Source organism: Nitrosomonas sp. Nm132 (assembly GCF_900100485.1).
Lineage (GTDB): Bacteria > Pseudomonadota > Gammaproteobacteria > Burkholderiales > Nitrosomonadaceae > Nitrosomonas.
Genome location: NZ_FNDH01000004.1, coordinates 82,007 through 104,798, shown reverse-complemented (window position 1 = coordinate 104,798; position 22,792 = coordinate 82,007). Strand labels below are relative to the sequence as shown.

The window sequence follows — 22,792 nt, the reverse complement described above, 5'->3', positions numbered from 1 at the left end:
GGAGATGAGAATGAAAAGCCTATCCAGGAGAAAGTTGCTTAAATTGAGCATGATGGGTGTAGCAGGTGCGTTTACCGCGGAAGGAAGTCTGGCTAAAGCACTCCTGCCTACTCCCCCTGAAACGGAGGGTCCGTTTTATCCTGTCACGCCACAGGACGATAAAGACTTCGACTTGACGCAAGTGCAAGGCCGTGATGGCGTGGCCGAAGGCAAACACATCATCGTCAAAGGAAGCGTGCTGGATAGCCAGGGACAGCCCGTACCGCATGCGACTGTAGAAATCTGGCAAGCGAATGCAAAGGGGCGCTACCGTCACCCGCGCGATCCTAATTCTGCGCCCCTGGACCCCAATTTCCAGGGATGGGCGATCGTATTGACGGATGAGCAGGGTGAGTTCCGTTTCAAAACCGTCATGCCAGGGGCGTATCCTGCATCGGAAACCTGGATGCGGCCACCGCATATCCATTTCAAGATAGCCAAAAAAGGTTACGTGGAATTGACCACCCAGATGTATTTCCCTGATGAAGCACTGAATGAAACCGATTTGCTGCTCAACGACAAGAAACCCTCCGAGCGCTTGCTGATGATCGCCCGTAAAAGAGGTCCGTCAGCAACAGAAGCGCTGGATATTTACGAGTACGCTATTGTTCTTGAACAAAAATCTTAAATTATTTTTTATTAACACTAAAATATGACAACTAAACATTCCCGATTGCTTATTCTTGGTTCTGGCCCTGCGGGCTATACCGCTGCGATCTATGCGGCGCGCGCCAATCTCAATCCTGTCATCATTACGGGACTGGCACAAGGCGGCCAGCTCATGACAACCACCGATGTCGATAACTGGCCGGCTGATGCACAGGGGGTTCAAGGACCGGAATTGATGGAGCGTTTCCAGAAACATGCCGAGCGCTTCCAAACCGAGATTATTTTCGATCATATTCATACGGCTAAACTGACGGAAAAGCCTTTTGTTCTGACAGGTGATCAAGGCACTTACACCTGTGATGCCCTGATTATTGCGACGGGCGCTTCAGCCAAATACCTGGGACTACCTTCCGAAGAAGCCTACATGGGCAAGGGCGTGTCGGCTTGCGCGACCTGTGATGGCTTTTTCTATAAAGGACAGGATGTCGCGGTAATCGGCGGCGGCAATACGGCTGTCGAGGAAGCCCTGTATCTTTCCCATATCGCCCGCCGTGTGACCGTCGTGCACCGACGCGACAAATTCCGCTCGGAAAAAATTCTGATCGATAAATTGATGAACAAAGCGGAAACCGGCAATGTCACATTAGCGCTCAATCATGTGCTGGATGAAGTACTGGGTGATGAATCAGGCGTGACCGGTATCCGTATCAAGAATACCCAGGATGAGGCCACCCGCACGCTCGATTTACGCGGTGTTTTTATTGCCATCGGGCACCAGCCCAATACTGATCTGTTTCAAGGGCAACTGGACATGAGAAATGGCTATATCGTCACCCGCGGCGGGAATGAAGGCAATGCCACAGCAACGAGCATCCCTGGCGTGTTTGCTGCGGGGGATGTGCAGGATCAGATTTATCGCCAGGCTGTGACCAGTGCTGGAACCGGTTGCATGGCTGCGCTGGATGCAGAGAAATATCTCGATGATTTAAAGTGAAGCGAGGCAAGAAAACAGTCACATCCGATAAGAAAAATAACGATGAAGAGACTGCCTTGTTTCTTGAGGCGATGCGGGATGTCATCCCGCTCGCTCCATCCAATCAAGTCGTTCATCGGCAAAAACCGCCCCGGCCTATTCCTCGGCCTGCTGTAGAAAAGCCTGCTGCGGAGGATACGCTGTCAGATCATCCTTCTCTGGAAATCCCGGAAGGCGATGAGTGGTCCTATCTGCGTCCTGGCTTATCCCGCCAGATCTTGCGTAAATTGCGGCGAGGCCACTGGAAAATTCAGTCTGAGCTGGATTTGCACGGTATGACACGGGATCAGGCACGTTATGCACTGACCGTATTTCTCGATGAGTGCGCCAGGTATGGCGTTCGATGCGTGTGCGTCATTCATGGGAGAGGATTGAGCTCAAAAAACCGTGAACCGGTGCTGAAATCGCGCGTTGGCGGCTGGCTTATGCAACGCGATGACGTACTGGCGTTTTGCCAGGCCAACCCCGAGCATGGCGGTAGTGGCGCCGTGCTGGTGCTGCTTAAAGCATCGGCTTAACTCGCCATCGTATCTTTAGCTGGCCAAGCCCATAATCGCAGCAATAGCGCGGCCAAGGCGGCGAGTCCGCCTGCAAAAAAGAATGCCAGTGATGCGCTATGAAACTGCCACAGGAAACCGAACAGCACACCTGCTGGAATGGCCGCCAGCCCGACTGCCAGATGATACCAGCCAAAGGCGGTACCCCTTTCAGTGGGGCTGGCATAATCGCTGATCAGCGCACGTTCAGCCCCTTCGCTCATGCCAGTAAACAGTCCGTAAAAAATACTGACCAGCCATAATCCACCACTGCTGGTCACCAAACCAAGCAACAGGAACGACACAGCAAACGCAGTCCAGCCAATCAGCATCATACCTCCCCGCCCATAGCGATCAGCCAGTTGCCCCCCGGCAGTCGAGGTCACGGCCTTGGCAAGACTGATCGCAGACCAGATCAGCAGCAACTCGACTACACCGACACCGAGTTGATATCCCAGCAGCAGAATGAACATTTCGGAGGCGCGCGCAAAGGTGAAGAGCGTCAGAACCAGTAGATAACGCCGTGTCGGCAAAGCTAATAATGACCATCGCAAGGGGGGCGGTGCTTCAGGTAAGGCGTTTTCTGCTTTCGTTATGTTGCTCTTGTTTTCTTCCTTGATACCTACACCGATTAGTAGGACGGCAACAAGTCCCGGCACTGCGGACCATAAAATCACTTCGGTCAGATCCAGCCCCGACCAAGCCAGTATGGCTGCGGCAGTGAGACTCCCTGCCAGTGCGCCGCCATTATCCAGCGCACGATGAAAACCATATGCGTAACCGCGCATATGTGAGGGCGTGGCATCCGCCACCAGCGCATCGCGCGGTGCGCCGCGTATTCCTTTACCGACGCGGTCGATGCTGCGCAGCAACAACACTGCTGGCCAGGAAACAGCCAACCCCAGCAGGGGACGCGCAGTGTTCGACAACATATAGCCGGCTAATGTCAGTTTCTTGCGGCGCCCACCCATGATGTCAGAATGCCGCCCCGACCAGAGTTTCAGAAAACTGGCTAACGCATCGGCAATCCCCTCGATCAAACCCAACGCCACCGGCCCAGCCGCCAGGACAGACGCGAGCAAAATCGGAATAAGCGGCGCGACGATATCGGAAGCAAAATCATTGAAAAAACTAACCAGACCAAGCACCACCACGGCACGAGGTAATTTTTTCTGTCCTGCAGTATTTTGATCAGGATGCGGTTTCTGTTTATCCATTCCTACATAATAGCGTAAAATGCGGGTTTCGCCCTGGTAGCTCAGTGGATAGAGCGACCCCCTCCTAAGGGGTAGGTCGGACGTTCGATTCGTCTCTAGGGCGCCAATAAAAACAAGGGTTTAGCAGAGATGTTAAACCCTTTAGTTTTTCTGGGGCCGCGCCGGGGCAACACGACCCTAAAAACATAAAACCGTGGTCTGTCCCCTGTTTCGCTTGGATAGTATAAGTCAGCTCAATTCAATAATAATTATTAATAAGACTGTATCCTTAGGAATATAAAACAGAATATAAGATCTTTTTTAATGATCTTGGTAAGAATAGAAAACTCGGCAAGAAATAGACTTAATTAACAAGATAAAAGCTTTAATTGATCTGAAAAACTTTGTATCTTAATTTGCAATCTATTTAATAGTTGGGTGGCATGATGAAAATGAAAGACAATAAAAACTTTCCGATACAAGTGAGCATATAAAATGGAGATAACCACAGATATATATCTTGGAGACAGTAAGGAACAGTTAAAACTGCTTCCAAATAATTCTGTTGACCTTATAGTTACATCGCCTCCTTATGCAGACCAACGAAAAAACACTTACGGTGGCATTCATCATGACAAATACGTGGACTGGTTTTTGCCTATTTCAGAACAGCTTTTGCGGGTACTTAAGCCAACAGGGACTTTTGTTTTAAATATCAAAGAAAAGGTAGTTGAAGGTGAGCGCAGTATTTACGTGATTGAACTCATTTTAGAGATGCGTAAACAGGGGTGGTTATGGACGGAAGAGTTTATTTGGCATAAGAAAAATTGCTATCCTGGAAAATGGCCTAACCGTTTTCGTGACGCATGGGAAAGACTTCTTCAATTTAATAAAAATAGAAAATTTAATATGTATCAGGAAGAAGTAATGGTTCCAATGGGCGAATGGGCAAATTCAAGGTTGAAAAACCTTTCTGAAACCGATAAAACCCGTGATAACTCAAAAGTTGGAAGCGGATTTGGTAAAAATATTTCAAACTGGCTTTACAGGGATAAAGCGTATCCAACAAATGTTTTACATTTAGCAACCGAATGCAACAATAAGAATCACAGCGCAGCTTTCCCTGAAGAATTACCCGAATGGTTTATCAAACTTTTTACAAAAGAAAATGACATGGTTCTTGATCCATTTATGGGTTCGGGAACAACGTTAATTGTTGCGAACCGAATGAGACGAAATTCAATAGGTATCGACATCGTTCCTGAGTACTGCGAAATGGTAAAAAAGCAATTGAGGCCTGTTGAGTTATATTTATTCGAATCAAAGGCGGTTTATGAAGCAGTTAAACTTAAAAGACGTATCACTGTACGTTGAGCAAAACATTGAGGCTTTCCACCAAAAGCGTATTCAAAGTCTTGACAGATTAAAGCTATCGCAGGTTCTCAAACGAAAAAATCCATATCTGTTTAAAGCGAAAAATGTGCTGACTGCTGAACAGATTATAAAGGGATTGGTGGACGCCCATATATCTTCAAACGAAGAAACCATTTTTGGTGACTGGCTGGAAGGGCTTGCCATTTTTATCAACGAGAAAGTCTACAGTGGACGTAAATCTGGCATTACTGGCATTGATCTTGAATTTGATAACAACGGTTCAAGAAACATTGTAACAATCAAATCTGGGCCGAATTGGGGTAATAGCTCACAAATAGCCAAAATGGTAACGGACTTCAAGATCGCTAAAAAAACATTAAGAACCAGCAATTCAAAATTGAATGTCGTGGCTGTAAATGGCTGCTGTTACGGCAAAGATAGCAATCCAGACAAAGGTGATTATTTCAAATATTGCGGCCAACGTTTTTGGGAGTTTATATCTGGCAACAATCAATTATTCACAGAAATTATCGAACCACTTGGGCATAATGCCAGAGAAAAGAATGATGATTTTGTGAAATCGTATTCTCAGATAATTAATAAATTTACCAAAGAATTTTCGAATAGCTTCTGTAAGGATAACGGAGAAATTGACTGGGATAAATTGGTTCGATTTAACTCTGCAATGTAGCCTACGTAGCTCCTAATGATACAGCTAGTAGATCGTTCCGTTAAAACAATTACATATTAAACAAGCCCCAAGTTGAACTTTCTCCAGCGGAATGGAACCGGTGTTTCGTTAAATTCCGCAATGCCTTTGAGGATTCGCTCCTTGAGTTCTTCCTTTGACGAGACTCGAATATGGCGAAGAAAGGTACGAGCCATCTTGGAGAAGGCACACTCTATAAGATTCAGCCATGAACCATGCTTGGGTGTATGGACATATTTGAAACGCCCCGGACGGCTCGCCAAATAAGTCATCGTTTCCTTGGAAACATGAGCCGAGTGATTGTCGAGCACCACACGAATAGTAGCATGAGCAGGATAATGAGCGTTCAAACGCTTGAGCAGATCAATAAACTCGCGGCTGCGGTGCTTCGACTCCACGTTGGCGATGATTTCCCCCGTATGGAAATCGAGCGCCGCCAGAATGGACAAGGCACCAAAGCGAACATATTCGTAATCTCGCGCCAGCGATGTTTCCCTGCCGGGTACGGGCGGAAGGTCTAAGGCAGTCAGGCCGATCGCTTGTACGCCGGACTTCTCGTCAACGCTGACGGTGTAAACCGGGGCTGGCTGGCTTCCCTGTCCGGTTTTGTCCGCGAATTCTAGGGACAGGTCTATATTCTATACATAAAACATAAACTTTATAAAATATAGGCCTCGTTTGGATCCGTGCTGTTTTGTCACCTATAGGGCGTGCGCCCTTTTTTGTGCTTTTTTTTGGAAGGCTTATCGATGATGAAGAACTCATACTGTTACAAGCAGCGAGAAAAAGTAAATTACTTCTACTTGCGTCCCTCATCCTATTAACTTTAGAAGTTGAAGTGGCTCAGTACCTGCTCAAATTCCTGTTCGCTCAGGAATACCATGGTTGTGGGTTCCCAGTTGGCGCTTGAGGTTGGCGCAAGCATGTCCGCTTCATTTTCAATGCGCACGCACGTGTATTCTATGTGCTTAAGCTGTGCAATGAGCCCTTGTTCCAGGACAAACTCGGATTGAGTGACTGTTATGGGAGCTGAATGATCTGGTTCAACCGTTCACATACCTCTACGAACAAACTATCGTTCAACGTTCCCAATGGGTGGGGCTTGGCATCACGCGCGCGCCAGTCGAATGATTTGGGTTGGTGGCACAGCACATAGCTGGTTTGCTCGGTTTTTCGTTTGGCAATCTTGCCCACAGCCACGGCAAAGGGGTTGTCGGCATTGTAAGCAGCGGTGGTCATCGGCAGGCCAATCACCAATGAAGTCTTATCGTTGAAATTCTGGGGGGACAATACCAGGAAAGGGTGGGTGTTACGCATTTCCTGACCAGCTTGTGGGTTGCAATCTATCCAGATGATGTGCTGGCGATCAGGTACCCAGTCAGCGGCACTCCCCATCCTAACCATGAGCGGCTACCACTTTTCTGCACCCAATTGCTGCGTAGCTTGCATGGCTTCGCCGCTATGCCGGGCGGGATCGAATTGCGCCAGGCGCTGTTCCAGCGTCAACGGTTCATCCCGCACCGGCGTGATGATGATCTGGCCGTTGGATACCGTCAATTTAACCCGTTGATCAGCGTGCACGTGGGCTTCCCGTGCAATGGCAGCAGGCAGGCGCACCCCCAGGTTATTGCCCCATTGCTTGATATCCAGGATCACCTCTTTTGTGTTCATAATTGATTATTCCAGTCTGTCAATGTTTAAACCTGAGTATAAACATAACTGGAGTGGGAAGCAAATCTCAATCTTCACGAGTAACAGGGTCAGGTCTATATCTTATGAAACAAATATGCTAACATTCTTATCATGGCTAGACCAATCAGAATCGAATTTTCGGGCGCACTTTATCATATTACCGCGCGGGGTAATCGTCGTGAGAACATTTATGATGATGATATCGACCGTGATCGGTTTCTTGAAATACTGGGCCAGGTTATTACCGATGCGAACTGGCTTTGTTATGCCTACTGTTTGATGGACAATCATTATCATTTGGTGATCGAAACGCCGGATGGTAATTTATCGAAGGGAATGCGGCAGCTCAATGGTGTGTTTACACAAACATCAAACCGACGTCATAGGCGAAGTGGGCATTTATTCCAGGGGCGTTATAAGGCGATTCTTGTTAATTTAGATAGTTATCTCATGGAATTAACCCGTTACGTGGTCCTTAACCCTGTGCGAGCCGGCATTGTTGACAATCCTGGCGCATGGCCATGGAGCAGTTATAACGCCATGATAGAAGAGGCTGTGACACCACCTTGGTTGGCAAAAGACCGTTTGCTTGCGCAGTTTGCTGCACAGCGGGAAAAAGCCGTGCAACACTATATCCAGTTTATTGTCCAGGGGATTGGTCAGGAATCCATCTGGAAGCATTTAAATCAGCAGGTTTTTCTTGGCGATGATAATTTTATTAAGCGGATGCAGGAAAAGATCAAAGGAAAATTCGACGATATCAACATACCCCAAGTGCAACGTCGTTCGCCTGCTAAACCGTTGGCAGAAATCGCTAAAGCTCACAAAAACCGTGATCGGGCTATTGTGGCAGCTTATACAACTGGAGAATATAGTTATCAAGACATAGGCACATTTTTTAATTTGCATTTTACAACCGTTGGTAATATTGTTCGGGCAAATAGCACCAAGAAAATAAAGGCAGGAAAGTAGCTATAAAGCTAGATAAAATCTAGACCTGGCCCTGATTATGTGCTGATTATGCTATAGATAAACTAACCTATGACATCACCAAACGCTGGACTATCAGAACGCATACGGAGTCAGAAACAGTATGTCCTGTATACTTTCAGATTCAGATAACTTCAGGAATTCTCGCATGAATATGCTCACCCCAGTTCTTGATTATCCCCGGACAAGCCTATGAGTGCCGACAGCAACAATCCGAGACTGGCGGTATTGATTGATGCAGACAATACCTTCAAGATGATTGACTTTATTGATGAATTGTTCGAGGAAATATCAAAATTCGGAGATGCGAGTGTCAGACGTATTTATGGCGACTGGACACAAAATCAGCTGAACCGGTGGAAGGAAATCCTGCCTAAACACGCCATCCAACCCATTCAGCAATATGCCAATACCAAGGGTAAGAATGCAACAGATAGCGCGTTGATCATTGACGCCATGGATCTGCTCTACACAGCCCCCCTAGACGGTTTTTGCATCGTTTCCAGCGATAGCGATTTCACCAGATTGGCGATTCGATTCCGCGAATCCGGCAAACTGGTCTATGGTTTTGGCGAGAAAAAAACACCAGAATCATTGCAAGCCGCCTGCAACGAATTCAAATACTTCGAAATCCTCTCGCAAAACAAGCAGATAGACAGTGAAAACAGCCTTTTGGTACAAATGGAAGACACTTCCGGCAAATTAAAAACGAGCCCGAAAAAGAAAACCACAAAATCTGTAATATCTTCGAGTGAAGCCGCAACCATACCCGGCACCAAGAAAAACTCCAAGGAACTGGCAATGGATACCAAGCTCGTTTCATTGATCCGCTCTGCAATTGAAGCGCTTTCCGATGAAGACGGCTTCGCTCACATGGGCGAGGTGAAAAAACATATCGTGAAGAATTTCTCGGCGTTCGATTCGCGCAATTACGGTTACGCAAAATTCAGCGACCTCATCAAGACTATTGGTTTATTCGAAGTAGACACTCAGAATCAACGTATCAAGGATAAAAGGAAAAAATGAACGAGATTCTGGTTCTGTATCATGGAGTGGTCCCCTTTTAACGGATCCCTGTAATCCGATAAGATCCGGGCTGGCATCATCCGCTCGGCTGTCGATACCTGTGTTGCGAAACATTCATTGCCCAATGCGAAGTTGCCATTCGTTGCCCACCGAATCTCATCAACCAATCCCGACTCCAATTCATAACGGAACAACTCGCGGTAAGCCCTTTGCCTGCCAGCATCATTTAACCCCAATGCCACATAAAGGGGATGCAGTTTCACTAGTGTATCGGCGGTCTCCCCCTGCGCGTTTACCCGGTAGCTACACCAACGATATTCCGCTGGATGCGCCACCATCCCCGCACGCACCGGACTCAGTTCGATCGGCGGAGCGCAACAAATACACATGATTGGTCATGAACACATAGGCGCGCATCTACTCGGTCATACAAAAACTTTGTGACGGAAGCCATTCATCACACTTGGCTGAACTGCTCGCGCAGGTTTTCGATAGCATCAGGTTCGCCACGGACTCGGAAGAAGGCGCCCTCACTGTCTGCTCGCTCCTCCAGCACCTGACAGCTCGCGTAGATTTCCCCACGCAATTGCTGTGCCGACCAGGGAAGAAAAAGTTCAGCCTCAACCAGATCCTGCTGGAAAAACGCGACAATCTTCTCGCGTAGCTTCGCTACCTCATCAGGTCGGCGTGCGCTCATCACGACGCAATCTGGATACTGCGTCTGCAAGGCCACTTCGCGTTCAGCCTGCGCCGTTGCATCGCCGACATGATCGATCTTGTTGAAAACGCGAATGCGCGGCACGGTATTCGCTCCGATCTCCTCAAGCACTTTATCGGTGACCTCAAGCTGGCGCTCAAACCCGGGATCGCTTGCATCAATGACGTGGAGCAGCAGGGATGCATCAAGCGCTTCATCCAGTGTTGACTTGAACGATGCGACGAGTCCGTGGGGCAGATTCTTGATGAAACCGACTGTGTCACTGACGAGCACGCGAGGCACACTCTCCGGGTGGAGGGTCCGTACTGTGGTATCAAGCGTAGCGAAGAGTTTATTCGCGACCAGCACCTCGCTTCCCGTGAGCGCTCGCATTAAAGTGGACTTGCCAGCGTTCGTATAGCCGACGAGCGCCACGACAGCGAGCTTCTGGCGCTCTTGCCGCCGCGCGCGCTGTGTCTTACGCTCGACATCCATCGCGACAATTTCCTGTTGAAGTTCGGCAATACGGTCACGGATTTTGCGTCGGTCCAACTCAGTGTGCGACTCGCCGCCCCCCCGGCCCCCGACGCCGCTGCGTTGCCGCCCTTGTGGACCCGCAAGCTTCGCCGCCTCGCGTAGGCGTGGCGCCATGTAGCCGAGGCGCGCGATCTCCACCTGGGCGCGCGCTGCGCGAGAGCGGGCATTGCGGTGAAAAATTTCGAGGATAACCATAGTGCGGTCCATCACCTCGCAGCCGACCTCCTTTTCAAGGTTGCGCGCCTGCGAGGGGGAGATCTCGTGGTCGACCAGGATGGTATCGATGTCCCGGCTATCAGGGTTGGCGACTGTTTCCTCGGACTCGGATTCGTTGTTGACGAAGCGGCGTATTTCCTGCCGCTTGCCGGTGCCAAGGTAAGCTGTCGTGTCGAAGCTGGCGCGCTTCTGCACGAATGTGTTGACGACCTCATATCCCAGTGTTTTTGCGAGCTCGCGTAGCTCGTTCAGCGATGCCTCGAACTCGACATCGCTCACGCTCGGCAGTTGAACGGCCGCCACGACAGCGTACCTGGATTTTTCTTTGGCTTCTATTTGCATTAGGAGGCAGCATCTTTTGAGTGGGCGAAGTCAGATAGTACCTGAATTGACCATAATAAGTCCTGCCGTGAGCAATCCTTAATCAACATATCGTCTAACTCCTCAAATAGCAAAATCAGAATCACTTGTTAGAACAAGCTGTCAAACGGTAGTGAACTAGATCACATTGAACAGGCTTCAAGATTACTGGGTCTGGTCTAGAATAGGTGTTTCATTTGTGTTAATAGATTACTGCATGCTGCGGATCTAGACCCTGCTCTCTCTCGTGCATTACTATGTGCGATGAATCTAGACCTGACCCCGAGGATGACCCGAGAATGTGCACAGCATTCAATTACTCAAATACTGCTCCGCAGTCCTACCGGAGTGAATGAGCAATTCCCCGGACGGGACTTTAACCCGCTAGATCAATTGCCGATAACGGTGTGCAGCCTGACCTCGTTGTCGCGTTCAGATTCTTCAATTCCAACGAGCTGAAGAATAGTTGACTGTTTGTCGTAATGCAAGACTTGACACTTTCCTGCGCTGTTCATGGCGGCATGACTTACACAACTTAGTCTCCGCGGTATTGCCTGGATGGTTGAGAAGTCTCGTAAGCCAGAGCGATTAGCAGGTTTGCAATGATTTATTGACTTAGTCTACTCACGCGTTTAAATTATAGATAGCCTGTGATTTCGGCTGATAAGTTCAAGCAACCCCCTTAATTAAACCCATGAGGTGATGCTATGATTAAATTCTCGAAATTCATAATTCCCATTATGCTCCTAACCGCCGTCAATGCATATGCTAGGGGTGGAGACCATCAACAAGATGCCCAAGAGAAGCAGCAGAGCCGACAATCATCAACTCAGTCAGGACAGCAACAGAAACAACAGACCCAGCAAAACAGGGCAATAAAGGCCAATGAGTATCAGGATGAGCAGCAGCAGCAGGAAAGGCAAGATAAGGCAAAGGCAGCCGTGGGCGTGAAGAGAATGCAAAAACAACAGCAACAGCAACAACCTCCGCAAGCGGAACAACCTCCGCAGTAATCATTTATCCGAGAGAGGATGCAATAGGCCAAAGCGAAGACTGCTTTCGATTGAGACTACTCGGGCAAAGCGATCTGGCAAGCTATGCCGATAAGAAGTATTAGCTTTAAGAGGTGACTGACACAAAATTGGCACAGCAAATTAAAAGACTTAGGTATTTCTACCTAAGTCTTTTATTTTATGGAATAGTGATGGGGATAAAATCCTCGACCAGCTGATTACAAATCAAAGATTATCCATAAATACTTTGATAGCATCACGAACGTCCGTTTATGAATGACAGAACATAATTCGAGGATATCACTACAAAGCCGATATTCGAACCCCTATGTATCAGGATACCTTTCGCCTCAGTTGAAACCTAAAAACTTGAAGGGCGAAGCGAGAAGACATGATGCAAAAGAGCTATTCGAAAGAATTCAAGGAATCAGTAATCAAGAAGATGATGCTACCCAATGGGGTATCTGTTCCACAATTGTGTAAAGAAACCGGCGTATCTGATGTTACGCTGTACCAATGGAGAAAAGAATACAGGAACAGGGGAATCGCAGTGCCGGGAGATAACAGTAAAGCAGATGACTGGACAGCAGAAGTTAAACTGGCGGTTGCAAACATTTCAAACATTGGGGTCAGGTCGCGAATTAAGAAAAGCAAAAGCAGGGTCTAGAATTATGAATTCTTATTCTTGTGAGCCATAGCCCGATCGTTACCCTTGTTTTTCTTGATTCGCGCCCCCCTGTGGCGTAACCCCTATGCGGTGCTAGGCGCTAGGCGAACGCTGATGGGCAAAAGACAAGACCTCATGTGCATGTGTGCGTCAGAATAAATGGAGCCAATCACGTGCACCATGGATCACACGAACAATCTCAATACCATCTTGTACTGTGCGATACAGAATCAAATATTTGCCCACTGCAAAATAGCGAAGCTCTGGGGCAATTTCAGCTCGCAAACGACCCATTAACGGATTGTTCGCAAGCGCATCGCATTTTTCTTCAATGTCATCGAGCACACGATCAGCTGCCATGGGATTATCCTGCGGGATGTAAATCCATATTTCAATGAGATCTTCCTCGGCTTGCGCTGTCCTTTTAACTGCCGGCATAACTTTACCGGTTTAGCTCTGATCCATTTCTTGGGCCAATACCCGTTGTCGAGCTTTTTCTTTGATCTCGGCCATATCAGTTAAATGACCAGGGCCACTCTCCAGCCCAGCTTGCCAAAGACTTCGTAACTCTCTCATTTCATTTTGTTGAATAGAACGCTTGAGCTTCCAATCGCGCAAAGCTTCCCGGATAACTTCACTACTGCTGGCATATTCACCACTTTCGACACACTGACGGATAGCTGCAGCCATTTCGGGTGTCAGAGCAATGCTTAATTTTTCAACACGTGCCATGATAAAACCTCCTTGCGTTATAGTAGTAATATTTACTACTCAGAGCAACAGCGTCAACTGATAAAAAACTAATATGAGCAGGCAGCTCAAGGTCGATTTGCGATAGCCATAAGATATACAAATTTTCATGAAATCAAGCGCTTTAGCGCTGCAAGATTCTGGCAGAACCGTGCCTAGGTGAATCCTCAGGATACCCCTATTTCACCAACCAACGAAATTAGCTTACCCCGTTCACCGCATCCTCCAACACCTTCAAAAATTGATCGCCATAGCGTGCCAACTTGGCCTGACCCACACCGCTGATACGCCCTAGCTCGGTGAGGTTGGCAGGACGATGATTGAGAATCTCCAACAGCGTGCTATCGTGAAAGATCACATAGGGGGGCACACCCTGTTCGCGAGCCAATTGCAGGCGCATGGCTTTGAGCGCTTGCCATAGCGGGTCTTCCTTAGCGTCGGCGAAAGCCTCGCGCGTTCGCGAGGCACGCTCTGCACGACTCATGGTACGCCCGCCCGTTTCATTGTCGCGGCGCAACCATAGCTTGTTTTCACCACGCAGAAGCGGGCGTGCTTCCTCAGTTAGACTCAGCCCACCATAAGCTTCCATCTGCGCCTGTAGCAAACCAACTGCAACCAGTTGCCGGTAAACACTGCTCCACTGTTGTGGTGTCAATGCTTTGCCAATGCCGAAGGTGCTGAGTTGCTGATGCTGAAATCTTTCTACCTGTGGCGTGTTTTTGCCCAGCAGCACATCGATCAGGTGACCGGCGCCAAAGCGCTGTCCCGTGCGGTAGACACAGGACAATGCCATGCGCGCCGCCTCGGTTGCATCCCAGGTATCTACCGGGCTGAGACAGTTGTCGCATTGTCCACAATGGCCAGGATGCGCTTCGCCAAAATAACGCAGGATCGTTTGATGACGACATGTGGTGGATTCGCAAAAGCCCAGCAGGGCATCGAGTTTTTGCCGTTCAACACGCTTGCGTTCTTCCGGCGCATCGCCCGAATCAAGCATCTGCCGCATCGACACCACATCGCCCAGGCCGTAAACCATCCACGCATTGGCGGGCAGGCCGTCGCGGCCTGCCCGCCCGGTTTCCTGGTAATAGCTTTCCATGCTCTTAGGTAAATCGAGGTGTGCTACAAAGCGCACGTTAGGTTTATCTATACCCATGCCAAAAGCCACGGTGGCCACCATGATAACCCCTTCTTCACGCAGAAATCTGCGCTGGTGCTGGTTGCGTGTTGCGGTGTCAAGTCCAGCGTGATAGGGCAAAGCATCCCAGCCGCGCGCTTTTAGCCAGACAGCTGTTTCTTCCACTTTTTTGCGCGATAGGCAGTAGACAATACCCGCATCGTTAGCATGTTCAGCTTCAAGAAAAGCTTGCAGTTGCTGGCGTGGGTTGTTTTTGATTGCAACACGATAGCAGATATTGGGGCGGTCAAAACTCGCAATAAACTGCCGTGCATTTTCCAGTGCCAGACGGTCAACAATTTCTGCCCGTGTGGGTGCATCGGCAGTGGCCGTCAACGCGATGCGCGGCACGGTTGGAAAACGTTGGTGCAGTACTGTCAGTTCACGGTACTCCGGACGAAAATCATGGCCCCATTGTGAGACACAATGCGCTTCGTCAATAGCAAACAGCGCCAGACCATTGCGTGCCTGCAGGCGTTCCAGCATAGCCAAGAAACCTTCTGTCAACAGCCGCTCGGGTGCGACATACAGTAGCTTGAGTTCGCCATACAGCAACCGATTGGATACTTCTCGCGCTGCTCTGGCATCGAGACTGGAATTCAGAAACTCGGCTTGCACGCCAAGTTGATTAAGCGTCTCTACCTGGTCCTGCATCAATGCGATCAGGGGTGACACCACGATACCTACACCTGGCCGCAGCAAGGCTGGCAGTTGGTAGCATAGAGACTTGCCACCGCCGGTCGGCATCAATACCAGCGCATCTCCTCCGGCAGCAACATGCTCGACGATATACTGCTGTTCGCCGCGAAAGGCTGAGTAGCCAAAAACGTCATGAAGGGTTTGTTCAGGGACTGAAAGGGACATCATTTGGACTAAGTAGCGGAGCAACGCATTGCCGGATAAATTTACTTGTTCTCTACAACTCAATATTCATCAGTGGAATGATAGCGTAAACCGAGCAGATCACTGTGTTGATATTGGTAGTAGGGGCACCAGTCGGAATTTGCCTTGAAGTAGTCAAGCAGGAATCAGAAACTACTCTGAAATCTTAGGGGTTTTACAGGAACAATAAGTAACAGAAAGAGGAGGCTCCGTTTAACTTTTATTACTCTAATATTACCCTAATTAAATCTTAGTAATAATAACTAAAGGCTGGGCAATTCCGGTATATTTTGAAAAATAGTTTAATCATCAACAACATGAGTAAGTTTTTTGATCTGTATAAAATAAGCATTTAGCTGGGATAATTTGTGGATAAAATTAAGCAATTATTTTTATTTCGAGTTATCCAGAAATTATTCAGATTTTACACACAAGTTATCAGTATCAACCGCGCAAAATGTATTTAGCCGCAAGCATAAATTTATGGGTTTGTGAAATTTTTGCCGGTCGAAGGAAAATCGCGTGACGCAGACTTTGACAATGGTGGCGCTGACAACTCCCTTTGCAAAGGAAAAGTCCGCTTCTGACCTGATAAATCACTGATTCTGATTGACTTACCCGTTCACTCGCTCAGATCTCGCCCAACCCTGATTCCCTGTTAAAGCCTAGCAGCCTATATGCCATCCTGTGGGCGCACTGGGGTGATGGGTTTTTGTGGGAAAATATCGGGGTGTAACGTGCGTTTAAACTAACCTGGCAACTATGACGAAACAAACTTACGACGAATCTTCAATCCGCGTCCTGCGCAAGCTGGAACCTATCCAATTGCGACCGGGCATGTACACCCGCACCGCCGATCCAACACACATGGTAGTGGAGGCCATCGACAACGCTGTCGATGAGGCGATGGCAGGTCATGCCAAGCATATCGAAGTGACCCTTTACCGGGACGGTTCAGTCGCTGTCGCAGATGACGGGCGCGGCATTCCGGTCGGCCTGCATCCTGAAGAAAAGGTCCCGACCATACAGGTCGTGTTCCAGGTGATTCATTCCGGCGGCAAGTTTGCTAAAGGCGAGGCGGGCAGCAGCTATAAATTCACCGGCGGCTTGCACGGCGTGGGCGTTTCAGTGACGAATGCACTCTCCTCCCGCCTGGAAGTTGAGGTCAAACGCGAAAGCAAGCACTACCGCATCGCTTTCGCCGAAGGCGAAGTGATCGAACCGTTAACTGTGATCGGCCATTGCGGTGCACGTAACACCGGCACGGTACTGCGCATCTGGCCTAACGCAAAGTATTTCGATTCTCCCTCGCTCCAGCGGGGAGAGTTGGAGCACTTGCTACGCGCCAAGGCGATGTTGCTGCCAGGGGTTAAAGTGCTGCTCAACATCGAAACGGGCACAGGTTTCGATGTCAAGGAATGGCATTTTAGCGGGGGGATCGCACAGTACCTCGATCAGATGATTGCCGAGGATGAGCCGATTGCGCCTGCTTTCTGCGGTGAAAAGTATCTGGCCGCCAACGAAACCTTCTCTGACGGCGAGGGGGTGCAATGGGCGTTGGCATGGGTTGCAGGTTCAGGAGGAGGGGAGTCCTATGTCAACCTGATCCCGACGTTGGGCGGCGGAACACACGAGGCCGGCTTGCGCGATGTGGTCTTCAACAGCGTGCGCACTTTTGCAGAACAGCATGGGCTGATGCAGCGCAACGTGAAACTGGCAGCCGAAGATGTGTGGACCAAGCTACGCTTCGTGCTGGCTGTCCGCATGGTTGATCCGAGCTTTTCCGGCCAGACCAAGGAAAAGTTGTCTTCGCGCGAGGCGGTCAAGTTGATGGGAGCTGCCATGCGGGATGCGCTGGATTTGTGGCTTAACGAGCATGTGGCAGAAGCAACCAAGATTGCTGAGCAGGCGATCAAGAACGCCATCAACCGTGGCAAGATCGCTAAAACGGTCGAGCGCAAAAAAGGCTCCAGCGTGGCGGTGATGCCAGGCAAACTGACCGATTCCGAGCTGACCGGCCCGAATGCCGAACTGTTCCTGGTGGAAGGAGATTCTGCCGGCGGTTCAGCCAAGGCGGGGCGTGACAAAGAAACGCAGGCTATCCTGCCGTTGCGCGGCAAGGGCATGAACAGCTGGGAAGTAGCACAAGCGCAGATACTCGCCAACCAGGAGATCCACAATATTGCAGTATCGCTGGCAATCGATCCGCACAAACTGGATAGCGATGTGGATATGAGCACCTTGCGCTATGGCAAGATCATTATCCTGTCCGACGCCGATGATGATGGCAGTCATATCCAGGCGTTGCTGCTTACTTTGTTCTTCCGGCATTTCCCCAAGATCATACAGCAAGGGCACGTCTATATTGCGCAACCGCCGTTGTTCCGGGTGGATGTACCGGCGCAGGGCAAGAGCAAACCGCCGCGCAAGCAGTACGCCCTGGACCAGATGGAGTTGGACATTCTGGAAGCGCGCCTGCGCCAGGAAGGGATTAAGGAAGGCAGCTGGACCATTTCCCGTTTCAAGGGGCTGGGAGAAATGGACGCCGTTCAGCTTTGGGAAACGACATTATGTCCGGACACACGCCGGCTGGTGAAGATTCACATCGGCGATGTGGCAGAAGCCGTTGAGACCTTCGACACCTTGATGGGCAGGTCACATGCCAATGAACGCAAGGAGTTGATTACTATTCATGGCAACGAAGTGGAAGCGGATATTTAAAAAATGAAGAACTTGGATCTGTTTGATATTCAGGACGCCTCCTCGCCATCTCAAGAGATGCTGCAGGAAACGGAATCACCTCCCCCTATACCGCCTGCATCTTCTCAAGGCGGCAATGACAGCGACGACGGTAGCTTCGACCTGGCCGAATATACGCATCAAGTTTATCTGCGCTACGCCATCAGCGTGGTCAAGGGGCGGGCGCTACCCTCCGTGTCGGATGGCGAGAAGCCGGTACAGCGGCGCATTCTCTATGCCATGCATCGCTTGGGATTGACCCAGGGGGCAAAGCCGGTTAAATCGGCCCGCGTGGTCGGTGATGTGATTGGTAAATACCATCCTCATGGTGATTCAGCTTCCTACGAAGCGATGGTGCGCATGGCGCAGGATTTCGTGCTGCGCTATCCTCTGGTCGATGGTCAGGGCAATTTCGGCTCGCGCGATGGCGATTCCCCCGCAGCCATGCGCTATACCGAAGTAAGGCTCACCCAGTATGCCGAACTGCTGCTGTCCGAAGTCGATGCAGGGACTGTCAATTTCCGTCTCAATTACGACGGTTCGGAGCAGGAACCCGTGGATCTCCCGGCACGGCTCCCTTTCCTGTTGTTGAATGGCGCATCCGGCATCGCGGTCGGCATGGCCACGGAATGCTTGCCGCACAACCTGCGCGAGGTGGGCAATGCCGCCATCGCATTGATGCATAATCCGTCAATAGGCATTGATGAGGTATTGCAACACATCCAGGGACCGGATTTCCCCGGTGGCGGCCAACTGGTTTCCAGTCCCGGTGACATACGGGAAGCCTATGCGACTGGTCGGGGCACCTTCCGTGTGCGTGCCCGCTGGAGCATAGAGCAGCAGGCGCGCGGCCAGTGGCGCATGGTGGTGCATGAATTGCCGCCGGGTGTCTCGGTCAAGAAAGTGCTGGAAGAGATTGGCGAATATGCCGATCCGCAAATCAAAGCAGGCAAGAAAGATTTGTCGATAGAGCAGAAACAGATGAAGCAACGGTTCCTCGAGGCACTGGAAACCGTGCGCGACGAGTCCGGCAAAGAGGCTTCCGTGCGTATCGTCCTGGAGCCGCGTTCTTCGCGCATGCCGCAGGAGCAGTTTATCGCCCTGCTGCTCGCGCATACCAGTCTGGAAGTCACAGTACCGGCCAACATGGTCGCCATTGGACTGGATGGCAGGCCGAATCAAAAGAACATCCTGCAATTACTGGCCGAATGGGTACGGTTTCGCACCACCACGGTCACCCGTCGCAGTCAAACCAGGCTTGATCAGGTGCAAAAGCGCCTGCACATCCTGGAAGGCCGCAGGGCGGTACTGCTGAATATTGATGCAGTCATCAGAGTGATCCGCGAAGCGGAGGATCCCAAGGCTGACCTGATGGCGCAGTTCGGCATTTCCGCCATTCAGGCAGATGATATCTTGGAAATTCGCTTGCGCCAGCTAGCCCGGCTGGAGGCCATCCGCATTGAGAATGAAATGAATGCGCTGAAAACAGAAGAAGAAGGCTTGAGAATTGTATTGAGCAATGAAACGGCTATGTGCAAGTTGATCATCAGCGAGATCGACGCTGACGTGAAAAAATTTGGCGACGACCGTCGCACGCTGATTGAAGCTGCTGAACGTGTCGTTGCCAAGGCGGTGTCGGTGCCGGATGAGCCCTGCACGGTCATCCTGTCGAAAAACGGCTGGATCCGTCAGCGCACAGGCCATGAAGTGGACATCAGCACCCTCTCGTTCAAGGATGGCGACCAGCTGCTGGCGATCAGGCAAACGCGCACGACTTATCCTGTTATCGTGCTGGACAGCAGGGGGCGTGCCTACAGCCTGTCCACGACCGACATTCCCGGCGGACGTAGCGACGGTGTGCCATTGGCTTCCTTGCTGGACATGCCTCCCAAGATGAAAGCGGCAGCGATGTGTACTGCAGCCCCGGATACCCAATATCTGTTCAGTTCGTCCGGCGGGTACGGCTTTATTGCGATGCTCAAAGACCTGGTATCGCGCCAGAGGGCTGGCAAGGCCTTCATGACACTGAGCCAAGAGGATCGCTTGCTGCCACCGGCGGATGTCGCCGGCGGCAGCAGTCTGATCGTGGCACTGGGTAGCAATGGCAAGCTGCTGTCATTCCCGCTCAGTGAAATGAAGGCGTTGTCGGGCGGTAAGGGCGTCATCATTCTCGGGCTGAATGAGGGTGAGATGCTGATTGCCACAGCAGTGCTCCCGGAAGGTTCATCACTCTTGATCAGCGGAACAGGCAGGGGCGGCAAGCTGTCGCATGGGGTGTTAAATTGGGAAGAATTGCAACCGTTCGTATCACACCGCGCACGCAAGGGGATGCTGGCACCGGTCAAGTTCAAACCGGAAAAGATTGAAGTATTCAGAGGAGAATCTGATTGAGTAGGCGGTCCACGCTAAATCTTTAAGATTGTCGATCAAGGATTGCTCATGGCGGGACTTAATGGGGGTTAATTCAGGTACTGTCTGGTTTCGTTCATATCAAAAGATGTGGTCTCCTAAAATAATGTGAGTTCGACATAAAGATCACATCAGCACGACTGGAAGAGCTTGGGAGGGTCTGATATTAACCCGAATATTTCATAAATTCGCGTTAAGTGAGGATTTTGTCTCCTTCTAGGAAAAGCTCAATCCAATCATGAAGAGGACTGAGTTCGATAGCATCGCGGATTTGTACCGGTGATCGAAACAGTGGCCGGGTGAGTCGAGATGGTTAAGAATACTGGCTGGTCGCATTTACTTCCATCACCGTTTCACTCATGCGTGTAAGACTTTGAACTTGAACCGACAGGCTCCAAAATGAGTCTCAACAAGATACGAAAGGTTCGAGGACTTTGGAAACACAAGCTAAATACAGCATCACCTATGACCGAAATGTGTAGGCATGCCGTTGTGCGCTTGAGCCGCCCATAGAATAATGAATATCCCTCAGGAGGGCCCTTATGAAACCTAAGATTGACGGTACCCAATTTGGCTCCATCACTATCGATGGGACTGATATCGATCGCGATGTGCTCATCAGGCTTTCGGGTGAGATCAAGAAAAGAAAGAAAAAACTATCCAAGGCCGTGTTTGGGACATCGCATATCATCTCGCTTGAAGAGGCTGAGCACATCTTCGAAAAGGGGGCTGAACGGCTTATCATTGGTTCAGGCCACAATGGCAATGTAACACTCTCTAAAGAGGCCGCGGAGTATTTCAAGAAAAAGGAGATCCAAATTGATCTCTCACCCACGCCCGAAGCCATTCACCAGTGGAACAAGGCTAAAGGCTCAATTATTGGACTTTTTCATGTTACTTGCTGATTTCTGGATGCTGTCATGCATTTATATTTTTATTCCTTAGTCCCTGTTACCCAACCGTGAATAATTTACCTACCACCATGAGCGATTATCCCGTCATTCGCTGGCACGAAGCGGGCATTGATAGATCAGCCCGATGGTGTTCAGAAAAGGATATGCCGCCGCCCAGGCGCGTACTGGTCGCCGATGATCGCGTGACAGCAGATGCGGCTTACCGCTTGGTCTGCGAAGGCACAGCGCTGCTGTGGCGAGGCGATTTTCAAAACGCGCGCCAATTACTGCAGGCGTTGGCGCGGCGCGCAGATAAAAAAAAGGGTGACGCACAAACCAAAAAAACAACCTCGTCCCCTGCCGAACGCTTTCATCAGCATCGCCAGGCGCAATCGCAACGTGCCCGTATCCTGGACAGCTTGCAGATTCCTTTCAATGCAGATCACAGCATCCCTTTACGTCGCGCGCCCGATGTACGTTTAGCTTGTCTGGAAGCGTATGGCCCACGTGCAGAAGCTTATATCGTTTCGCTGCGTGAATTACAGGGGTTGATCGGGGCCTTTGAGTGGCGTAAAAAGGGCATAGCGTTGCCAGCATTGGGTGCACGTATTCATCCGCATTACGGTGTTTTTGCACCGATCCGCAGCGAATACGTCGGTTTGGTCGCAGATACCCCTTTACCTAGGCTGGTCACGACACACTCTGTCGCGTTCGATATCGGCACCGGCACAGGCATACTGGCCGCCGTGCTGGCGCGTCGGGGCATCCAGCGCATCGTTGCTACCGATCAGGATGTGCGTGCAATTGACTGTGCGCGCGAAAATTTGACCCGCCTAGGCTTGGCAAACCAGGTTGATCTGGCGCAAACAAACCTCTTTCCGGAAGGACAAGCATCGCTGATCGTGTGCAATCCGCCGTGGATTCCCGCTCGACCCAGTTCACCGCTTGAACATGCGATATTCGACCCGGGAAGTCGTATGTTGCGGGGTTTTTTGCATGGACTCAGCGCACATCTGGCGCCCGGAGGCGAGGGTTGGCTGATTCTCTCTGATTTGGCCGAATATCTGGGATTGCGCACGCGTGCTGAATTGCTTGCTGCTATTGACGCGGCAGGCCTGAGGGTCTTGAGTAAATCCGATGTCAAACCACACCATCCCCGTGTCGCGGATACCACTGACCCGCTGCACGCCGCTCGTAGAGCAGAACTTACCTCACTATGGCGACTAACACGACAAAATGACCGTTGAT

General features: G+C 50.2%; 21 protein-coding genes, 1 tRNA gene and 1 pseudogene. 14 read left to right on the top strand and 9 right to left on the bottom strand.

Going from position 1 to position 22,792, the window contains the following annotated elements; genetic code table 11:
• The first annotated feature begins 10 nt into the window (after positions 1–10).
• Genes BLP80_RS02915 through BLP80_RS02905 form a run of 3 tightly spaced genes read left to right on the top strand, consistent with a single transcriptional unit; the run spans position 11 to position 2,199 of the window.
• Positions 11–667, top strand: coding sequence for a dioxygenase family protein (locus BLP80_RS02915; protein WP_090539967.1), 657 nt, complete (start codon positions 11–13; stop codon positions 665–667).
• 24 nt (positions 668–691) lie between these two features.
• Complete coding sequence (trxB, locus tag BLP80_RS02910) at positions 692–1,642, top strand: thioredoxin-disulfide reductase (RefSeq protein ID WP_090539965.1); 951 nt, start codon at positions 692–694, stop codon at positions 1,640–1,642.
• Positions 1,639–2,199 carry a Smr/MutS family protein gene (locus BLP80_RS02905; RefSeq protein WP_256324928.1) on the top strand — a complete coding sequence of 187 codons (561 nt, stop codon included), beginning with the start codon at positions 1,639–1,641 and terminating at the stop codon, positions 2,197–2,199. The genes trxB and BLP80_RS02905 overlap by 4 nt, the downstream gene beginning before the upstream one ends.
• Here BLP80_RS02905 and BLP80_RS02900 read toward each other — a convergent pair.
• Positions 2,196–3,434: an MFS transporter gene (locus BLP80_RS02900; protein ID WP_090539964.1), complete on the bottom strand. Its 1,239-nt coding sequence runs from the start codon at positions 3,432–3,434 to the stop codon at positions 2,196–2,198. The two genes, BLP80_RS02905 and BLP80_RS02900, sit on opposite strands and share 4 nt — an antisense overlap.
• Before the next feature lie 30 nt (positions 3,435–3,464).
• Here BLP80_RS02900 and BLP80_RS02895 point away from each other — a divergent pair.
• The 3 genes from BLP80_RS02895 (at position 3,465) to BLP80_RS02885 (ending at position 5,478) form a co-directional block, all read left to right on the top strand.
• Positions 3,465–3,540, top strand: a tRNA-Arg gene (locus tag BLP80_RS02895).
• A 368-nt stretch (positions 3,541–3,908) separates the two neighbouring features.
• Positions 3,909–4,787, top strand: coding sequence for a DNA-methyltransferase (locus BLP80_RS02890; protein ID WP_090539962.1), 879 nt, complete (start codon positions 3,909–3,911; stop codon positions 4,785–4,787).
• Positions 4,747–5,478 (top strand): PmeII family type II restriction endonuclease, encoded by a 732-nt coding sequence (locus BLP80_RS02885; RefSeq protein WP_090539960.1) that lies wholly within the window; start codon positions 4,747–4,749, stop codon positions 5,476–5,478. Before BLP80_RS02890 ends, BLP80_RS02885 begins: the two co-directional genes overlap by 41 nt.
• A 56-nt stretch (positions 5,479–5,534) precedes the next feature.
• Here the strand turns inward: BLP80_RS02885 and BLP80_RS02880 are convergent.
• The 3 genes and pseudogenes from BLP80_RS02880 to BLP80_RS02865 all read right to left on the bottom strand — a co-directional run.
• Positions 5,535–6,089 (bottom strand): annotated as a pseudogene (locus BLP80_RS02880) (IS630 family transposase); the annotation flags it as partial.
• Between the two features lie 427 nt (positions 6,090–6,516).
• Positions 6,517–6,900 carry a type II toxin-antitoxin system PemK/MazF family toxin gene (locus tag BLP80_RS02870; RefSeq protein ID WP_090539956.1) on the bottom strand — a complete coding sequence of 128 codons (384 nt, stop codon included), beginning with the start codon at positions 6,898–6,900 and terminating at the stop codon, positions 6,517–6,519.
• A gap of 6 nt (positions 6,901–6,906) precedes the next feature.
• Positions 6,907–7,167, bottom strand: coding sequence for an AbrB/MazE/SpoVT family DNA-binding domain-containing protein (locus BLP80_RS02865; protein ID WP_090539954.1), 261 nt, complete (start codon positions 7,165–7,167; stop codon positions 6,907–6,909).
• 132 nt (positions 7,168–7,299) lie between these two features.
• Between BLP80_RS02865 and BLP80_RS02860 the strand changes: the two genes are divergently transcribed.
• Together BLP80_RS02860 and BLP80_RS02855 are read left to right on the top strand one after the other, a co-directional pair.
• Entirely contained in the window at positions 7,300–8,160 is an 861-nt protein-coding gene (locus BLP80_RS02860; RefSeq protein ID WP_090539952.1) for an REP-associated tyrosine transposase, read from the top strand.
• Between the two features lie 210 nt (positions 8,161–8,370).
• Complete coding sequence (locus BLP80_RS02855; RefSeq protein WP_090539950.1) at positions 8,371–9,204, top strand: NYN domain-containing protein; 834 nt, start codon at positions 8,371–8,373, stop codon at positions 9,202–9,204.
• Here the strand turns inward: BLP80_RS02855 and BLP80_RS02850 are convergent.
• Together BLP80_RS02850 and hflX are read right to left on the bottom strand one after the other, a co-directional pair.
• The gene (locus tag BLP80_RS02850) at positions 9,174–9,593 is read right to left on the bottom strand and encodes a hypothetical protein (RefSeq protein ID WP_143002216.1); all 420 of its coding nucleotides are present in this window, start codon (positions 9,591–9,593) and stop codon (positions 9,174–9,176) included. The genes BLP80_RS02855 and BLP80_RS02850 overlap by 31 nt on opposite strands.
• 68 nt (positions 9,594–9,661) lie before the next feature.
• Positions 9,662–10,996, bottom strand: coding sequence for a GTPase HflX (hflX, locus tag BLP80_RS02845; RefSeq protein ID WP_090539948.1), 1,335 nt, complete (start codon positions 10,994–10,996; stop codon positions 9,662–9,664).
• Positions 10,997–11,721: 725 nt separating this feature from the next.
• Between hflX and BLP80_RS02840 the strand changes: the two genes are divergently transcribed.
• On the top strand, positions 11,722–12,027 hold the full coding sequence (locus BLP80_RS02840; protein WP_090539946.1) for a hypothetical protein: 306 nt from the start codon (positions 11,722–11,724) through the stop codon (positions 12,025–12,027).
• Between the two features lie 391 nt (positions 12,028–12,418).
• A complete protein-coding gene (locus tag BLP80_RS02835) occupies positions 12,419–12,694 on the top strand; it encodes a transposase (RefSeq protein ID WP_090539944.1) in 276 nt (91 codons plus the stop codon).
• 150 nt (positions 12,695–12,844) lie between these two features.
• On the opposite strand, the gene BLP80_RS02830 is transcribed toward BLP80_RS02835, so the two are convergent.
• The 3 genes from BLP80_RS02830 to recQ form a co-directional block, all read right to left on the bottom strand.
• Positions 12,845–13,132: a type II toxin-antitoxin system RelE/ParE family toxin gene (locus BLP80_RS02830; protein WP_090539942.1), complete on the bottom strand. Its 288-nt coding sequence runs from the start codon at positions 13,130–13,132 to the stop codon at positions 12,845–12,847.
• Between the two features lie 12 nt (positions 13,133–13,144).
• Entirely contained in the window at positions 13,145–13,426 is a 282-nt protein-coding gene (locus BLP80_RS02825) for a type II toxin-antitoxin system ParD family antitoxin (RefSeq protein WP_090539940.1), read from the bottom strand.
• A gap of 217 nt (positions 13,427–13,643) precedes the next feature.
• Positions 13,644–15,485 (bottom strand): DNA helicase RecQ, encoded by a 1,842-nt coding sequence (gene recQ / locus BLP80_RS02820; RefSeq protein WP_090539938.1) that lies wholly within the window; start codon positions 15,483–15,485, stop codon positions 13,644–13,646.
• A gap of 780 nt (positions 15,486–16,265) precedes the next feature.
• Here recQ and BLP80_RS02815 point away from each other — a divergent pair.
• The 4 genes from BLP80_RS02815 (at position 16,266) to BLP80_RS02800 (ending at position 22,791) form a co-directional block, all read left to right on the top strand.
• Complete coding sequence (locus BLP80_RS02815; protein WP_090539936.1) at positions 16,266–18,224, top strand: DNA topoisomerase IV subunit B; 1,959 nt, start codon at positions 16,266–16,268, stop codon at positions 18,222–18,224.
• A 3-nt stretch (positions 18,225–18,227) separates the two neighbouring features.
• Positions 18,228–20,633 carry a DNA topoisomerase IV subunit A gene (parC, locus tag BLP80_RS02810; RefSeq protein ID WP_090539934.1) on the top strand — a complete coding sequence of 802 codons (2,406 nt, stop codon included), beginning with the start codon at positions 18,228–18,230 and terminating at the stop codon, positions 20,631–20,633.
• A 560-nt stretch (positions 20,634–21,193) separates the two neighbouring features.
• Positions 21,194–21,556 (top strand): MTH938/NDUFAF3 family protein, encoded by a 363-nt coding sequence (locus BLP80_RS02805; protein WP_090539932.1) that lies wholly within the window; start codon positions 21,194–21,196, stop codon positions 21,554–21,556.
• Between the two features lie 77 nt (positions 21,557–21,633).
• Positions 21,634–22,791, top strand: a complete 1,158-nt coding sequence (locus tag BLP80_RS02800; protein WP_090539930.1) for a methyltransferase — start codon at positions 21,634–21,636, stop codon at positions 22,789–22,791.
• Position 22,792: the final 1 nt, after the last annotated feature.

Coding starts and splice junctions, on each gene's coding strand:
- trxB (WP_090539965.1), top strand. CDS start 692: ATGACAACTAAACATTCCCGATTGCTTATTCTTGGTTCTGGCCCTGCG.
- BLP80_RS02840 (WP_090539946.1), top strand. CDS start 11,722: ATGATTAAATTCTCGAAATTCATAATTCCCATTATGCTCCTAACCGCC.
- BLP80_RS02900 (WP_090539964.1), bottom strand. CDS start 3,434: ATGGATAAACAGAAACCGCATCCTGATCAAAATACTGCAGGACAGAAA.
- BLP80_RS02870 (WP_090539956.1), bottom strand. CDS start 6,900: ATGGTTAGGATGGGGAGTGCCGCTGACTGGGTACCTGATCGCCAGCAC.
- BLP80_RS02805 (WP_090539932.1), top strand. CDS start 21,194: ATGAAACCTAAGATTGACGGTACCCAATTTGGCTCCATCACTATCGAT.
- BLP80_RS02850 (WP_143002216.1), bottom strand. CDS start 9,593: ATGTGTATTTGTTGCGCTCCGCCGATCGAACTGAGTCCGGTGCGTGCG.
- BLP80_RS02825 (WP_090539940.1), bottom strand. CDS start 13,426: ATGGCACGTGTTGAAAAATTAAGCATTGCTCTGACACCCGAAATGGCT.
- BLP80_RS02890 (WP_090539962.1), top strand. CDS start 3,909: ATGGAGATAACCACAGATATATATCTTGGAGACAGTAAGGAACAGTTA.
- BLP80_RS02865 (WP_090539954.1), bottom strand. CDS start 7,167: ATGAACACAAAAGAGGTGATCCTGGATATCAAGCAATGGGGCAATAAC.
- BLP80_RS02835 (WP_090539944.1), top strand. CDS start 12,419: ATGATGCAAAAGAGCTATTCGAAAGAATTCAAGGAATCAGTAATCAAG.
- parC (WP_090539934.1), top strand. CDS start 18,228: ATGAAGAACTTGGATCTGTTTGATATTCAGGACGCCTCCTCGCCATCT.
- BLP80_RS02915 (WP_090539967.1), top strand. CDS start 11: ATGAAAAGCCTATCCAGGAGAAAGTTGCTTAAATTGAGCATGATGGGT.
- BLP80_RS02855 (WP_090539950.1), top strand. CDS start 8,371: ATGAGTGCCGACAGCAACAATCCGAGACTGGCGGTATTGATTGATGCA.
- hflX (WP_090539948.1), bottom strand. CDS start 10,996: ATGCAAATAGAAGCCAAAGAAAAATCCAGGTACGCTGTCGTGGCGGCC.
- BLP80_RS02815 (WP_090539936.1), top strand. CDS start 16,266: ATGACGAAACAAACTTACGACGAATCTTCAATCCGCGTCCTGCGCAAG.
- BLP80_RS02860 (WP_090539952.1), top strand. CDS start 7,300: ATGGCTAGACCAATCAGAATCGAATTTTCGGGCGCACTTTATCATATT.
- BLP80_RS02830 (WP_090539942.1), bottom strand. CDS start 13,132: ATGCCGGCAGTTAAAAGGACAGCGCAAGCCGAGGAAGATCTCATTGAA.
- recQ (WP_090539938.1), bottom strand. CDS start 15,485: ATGTCCCTTTCAGTCCCTGAACAAACCCTTCATGACGTTTTTGGCTAC.
- BLP80_RS02885 (WP_090539960.1), top strand. CDS start 4,747: ATGAAGCAGTTAAACTTAAAAGACGTATCACTGTACGTTGAGCAAAAC.
- BLP80_RS02800 (WP_090539930.1), top strand. CDS start 21,634: ATGAGCGATTATCCCGTCATTCGCTGGCACGAAGCGGGCATTGATAGA.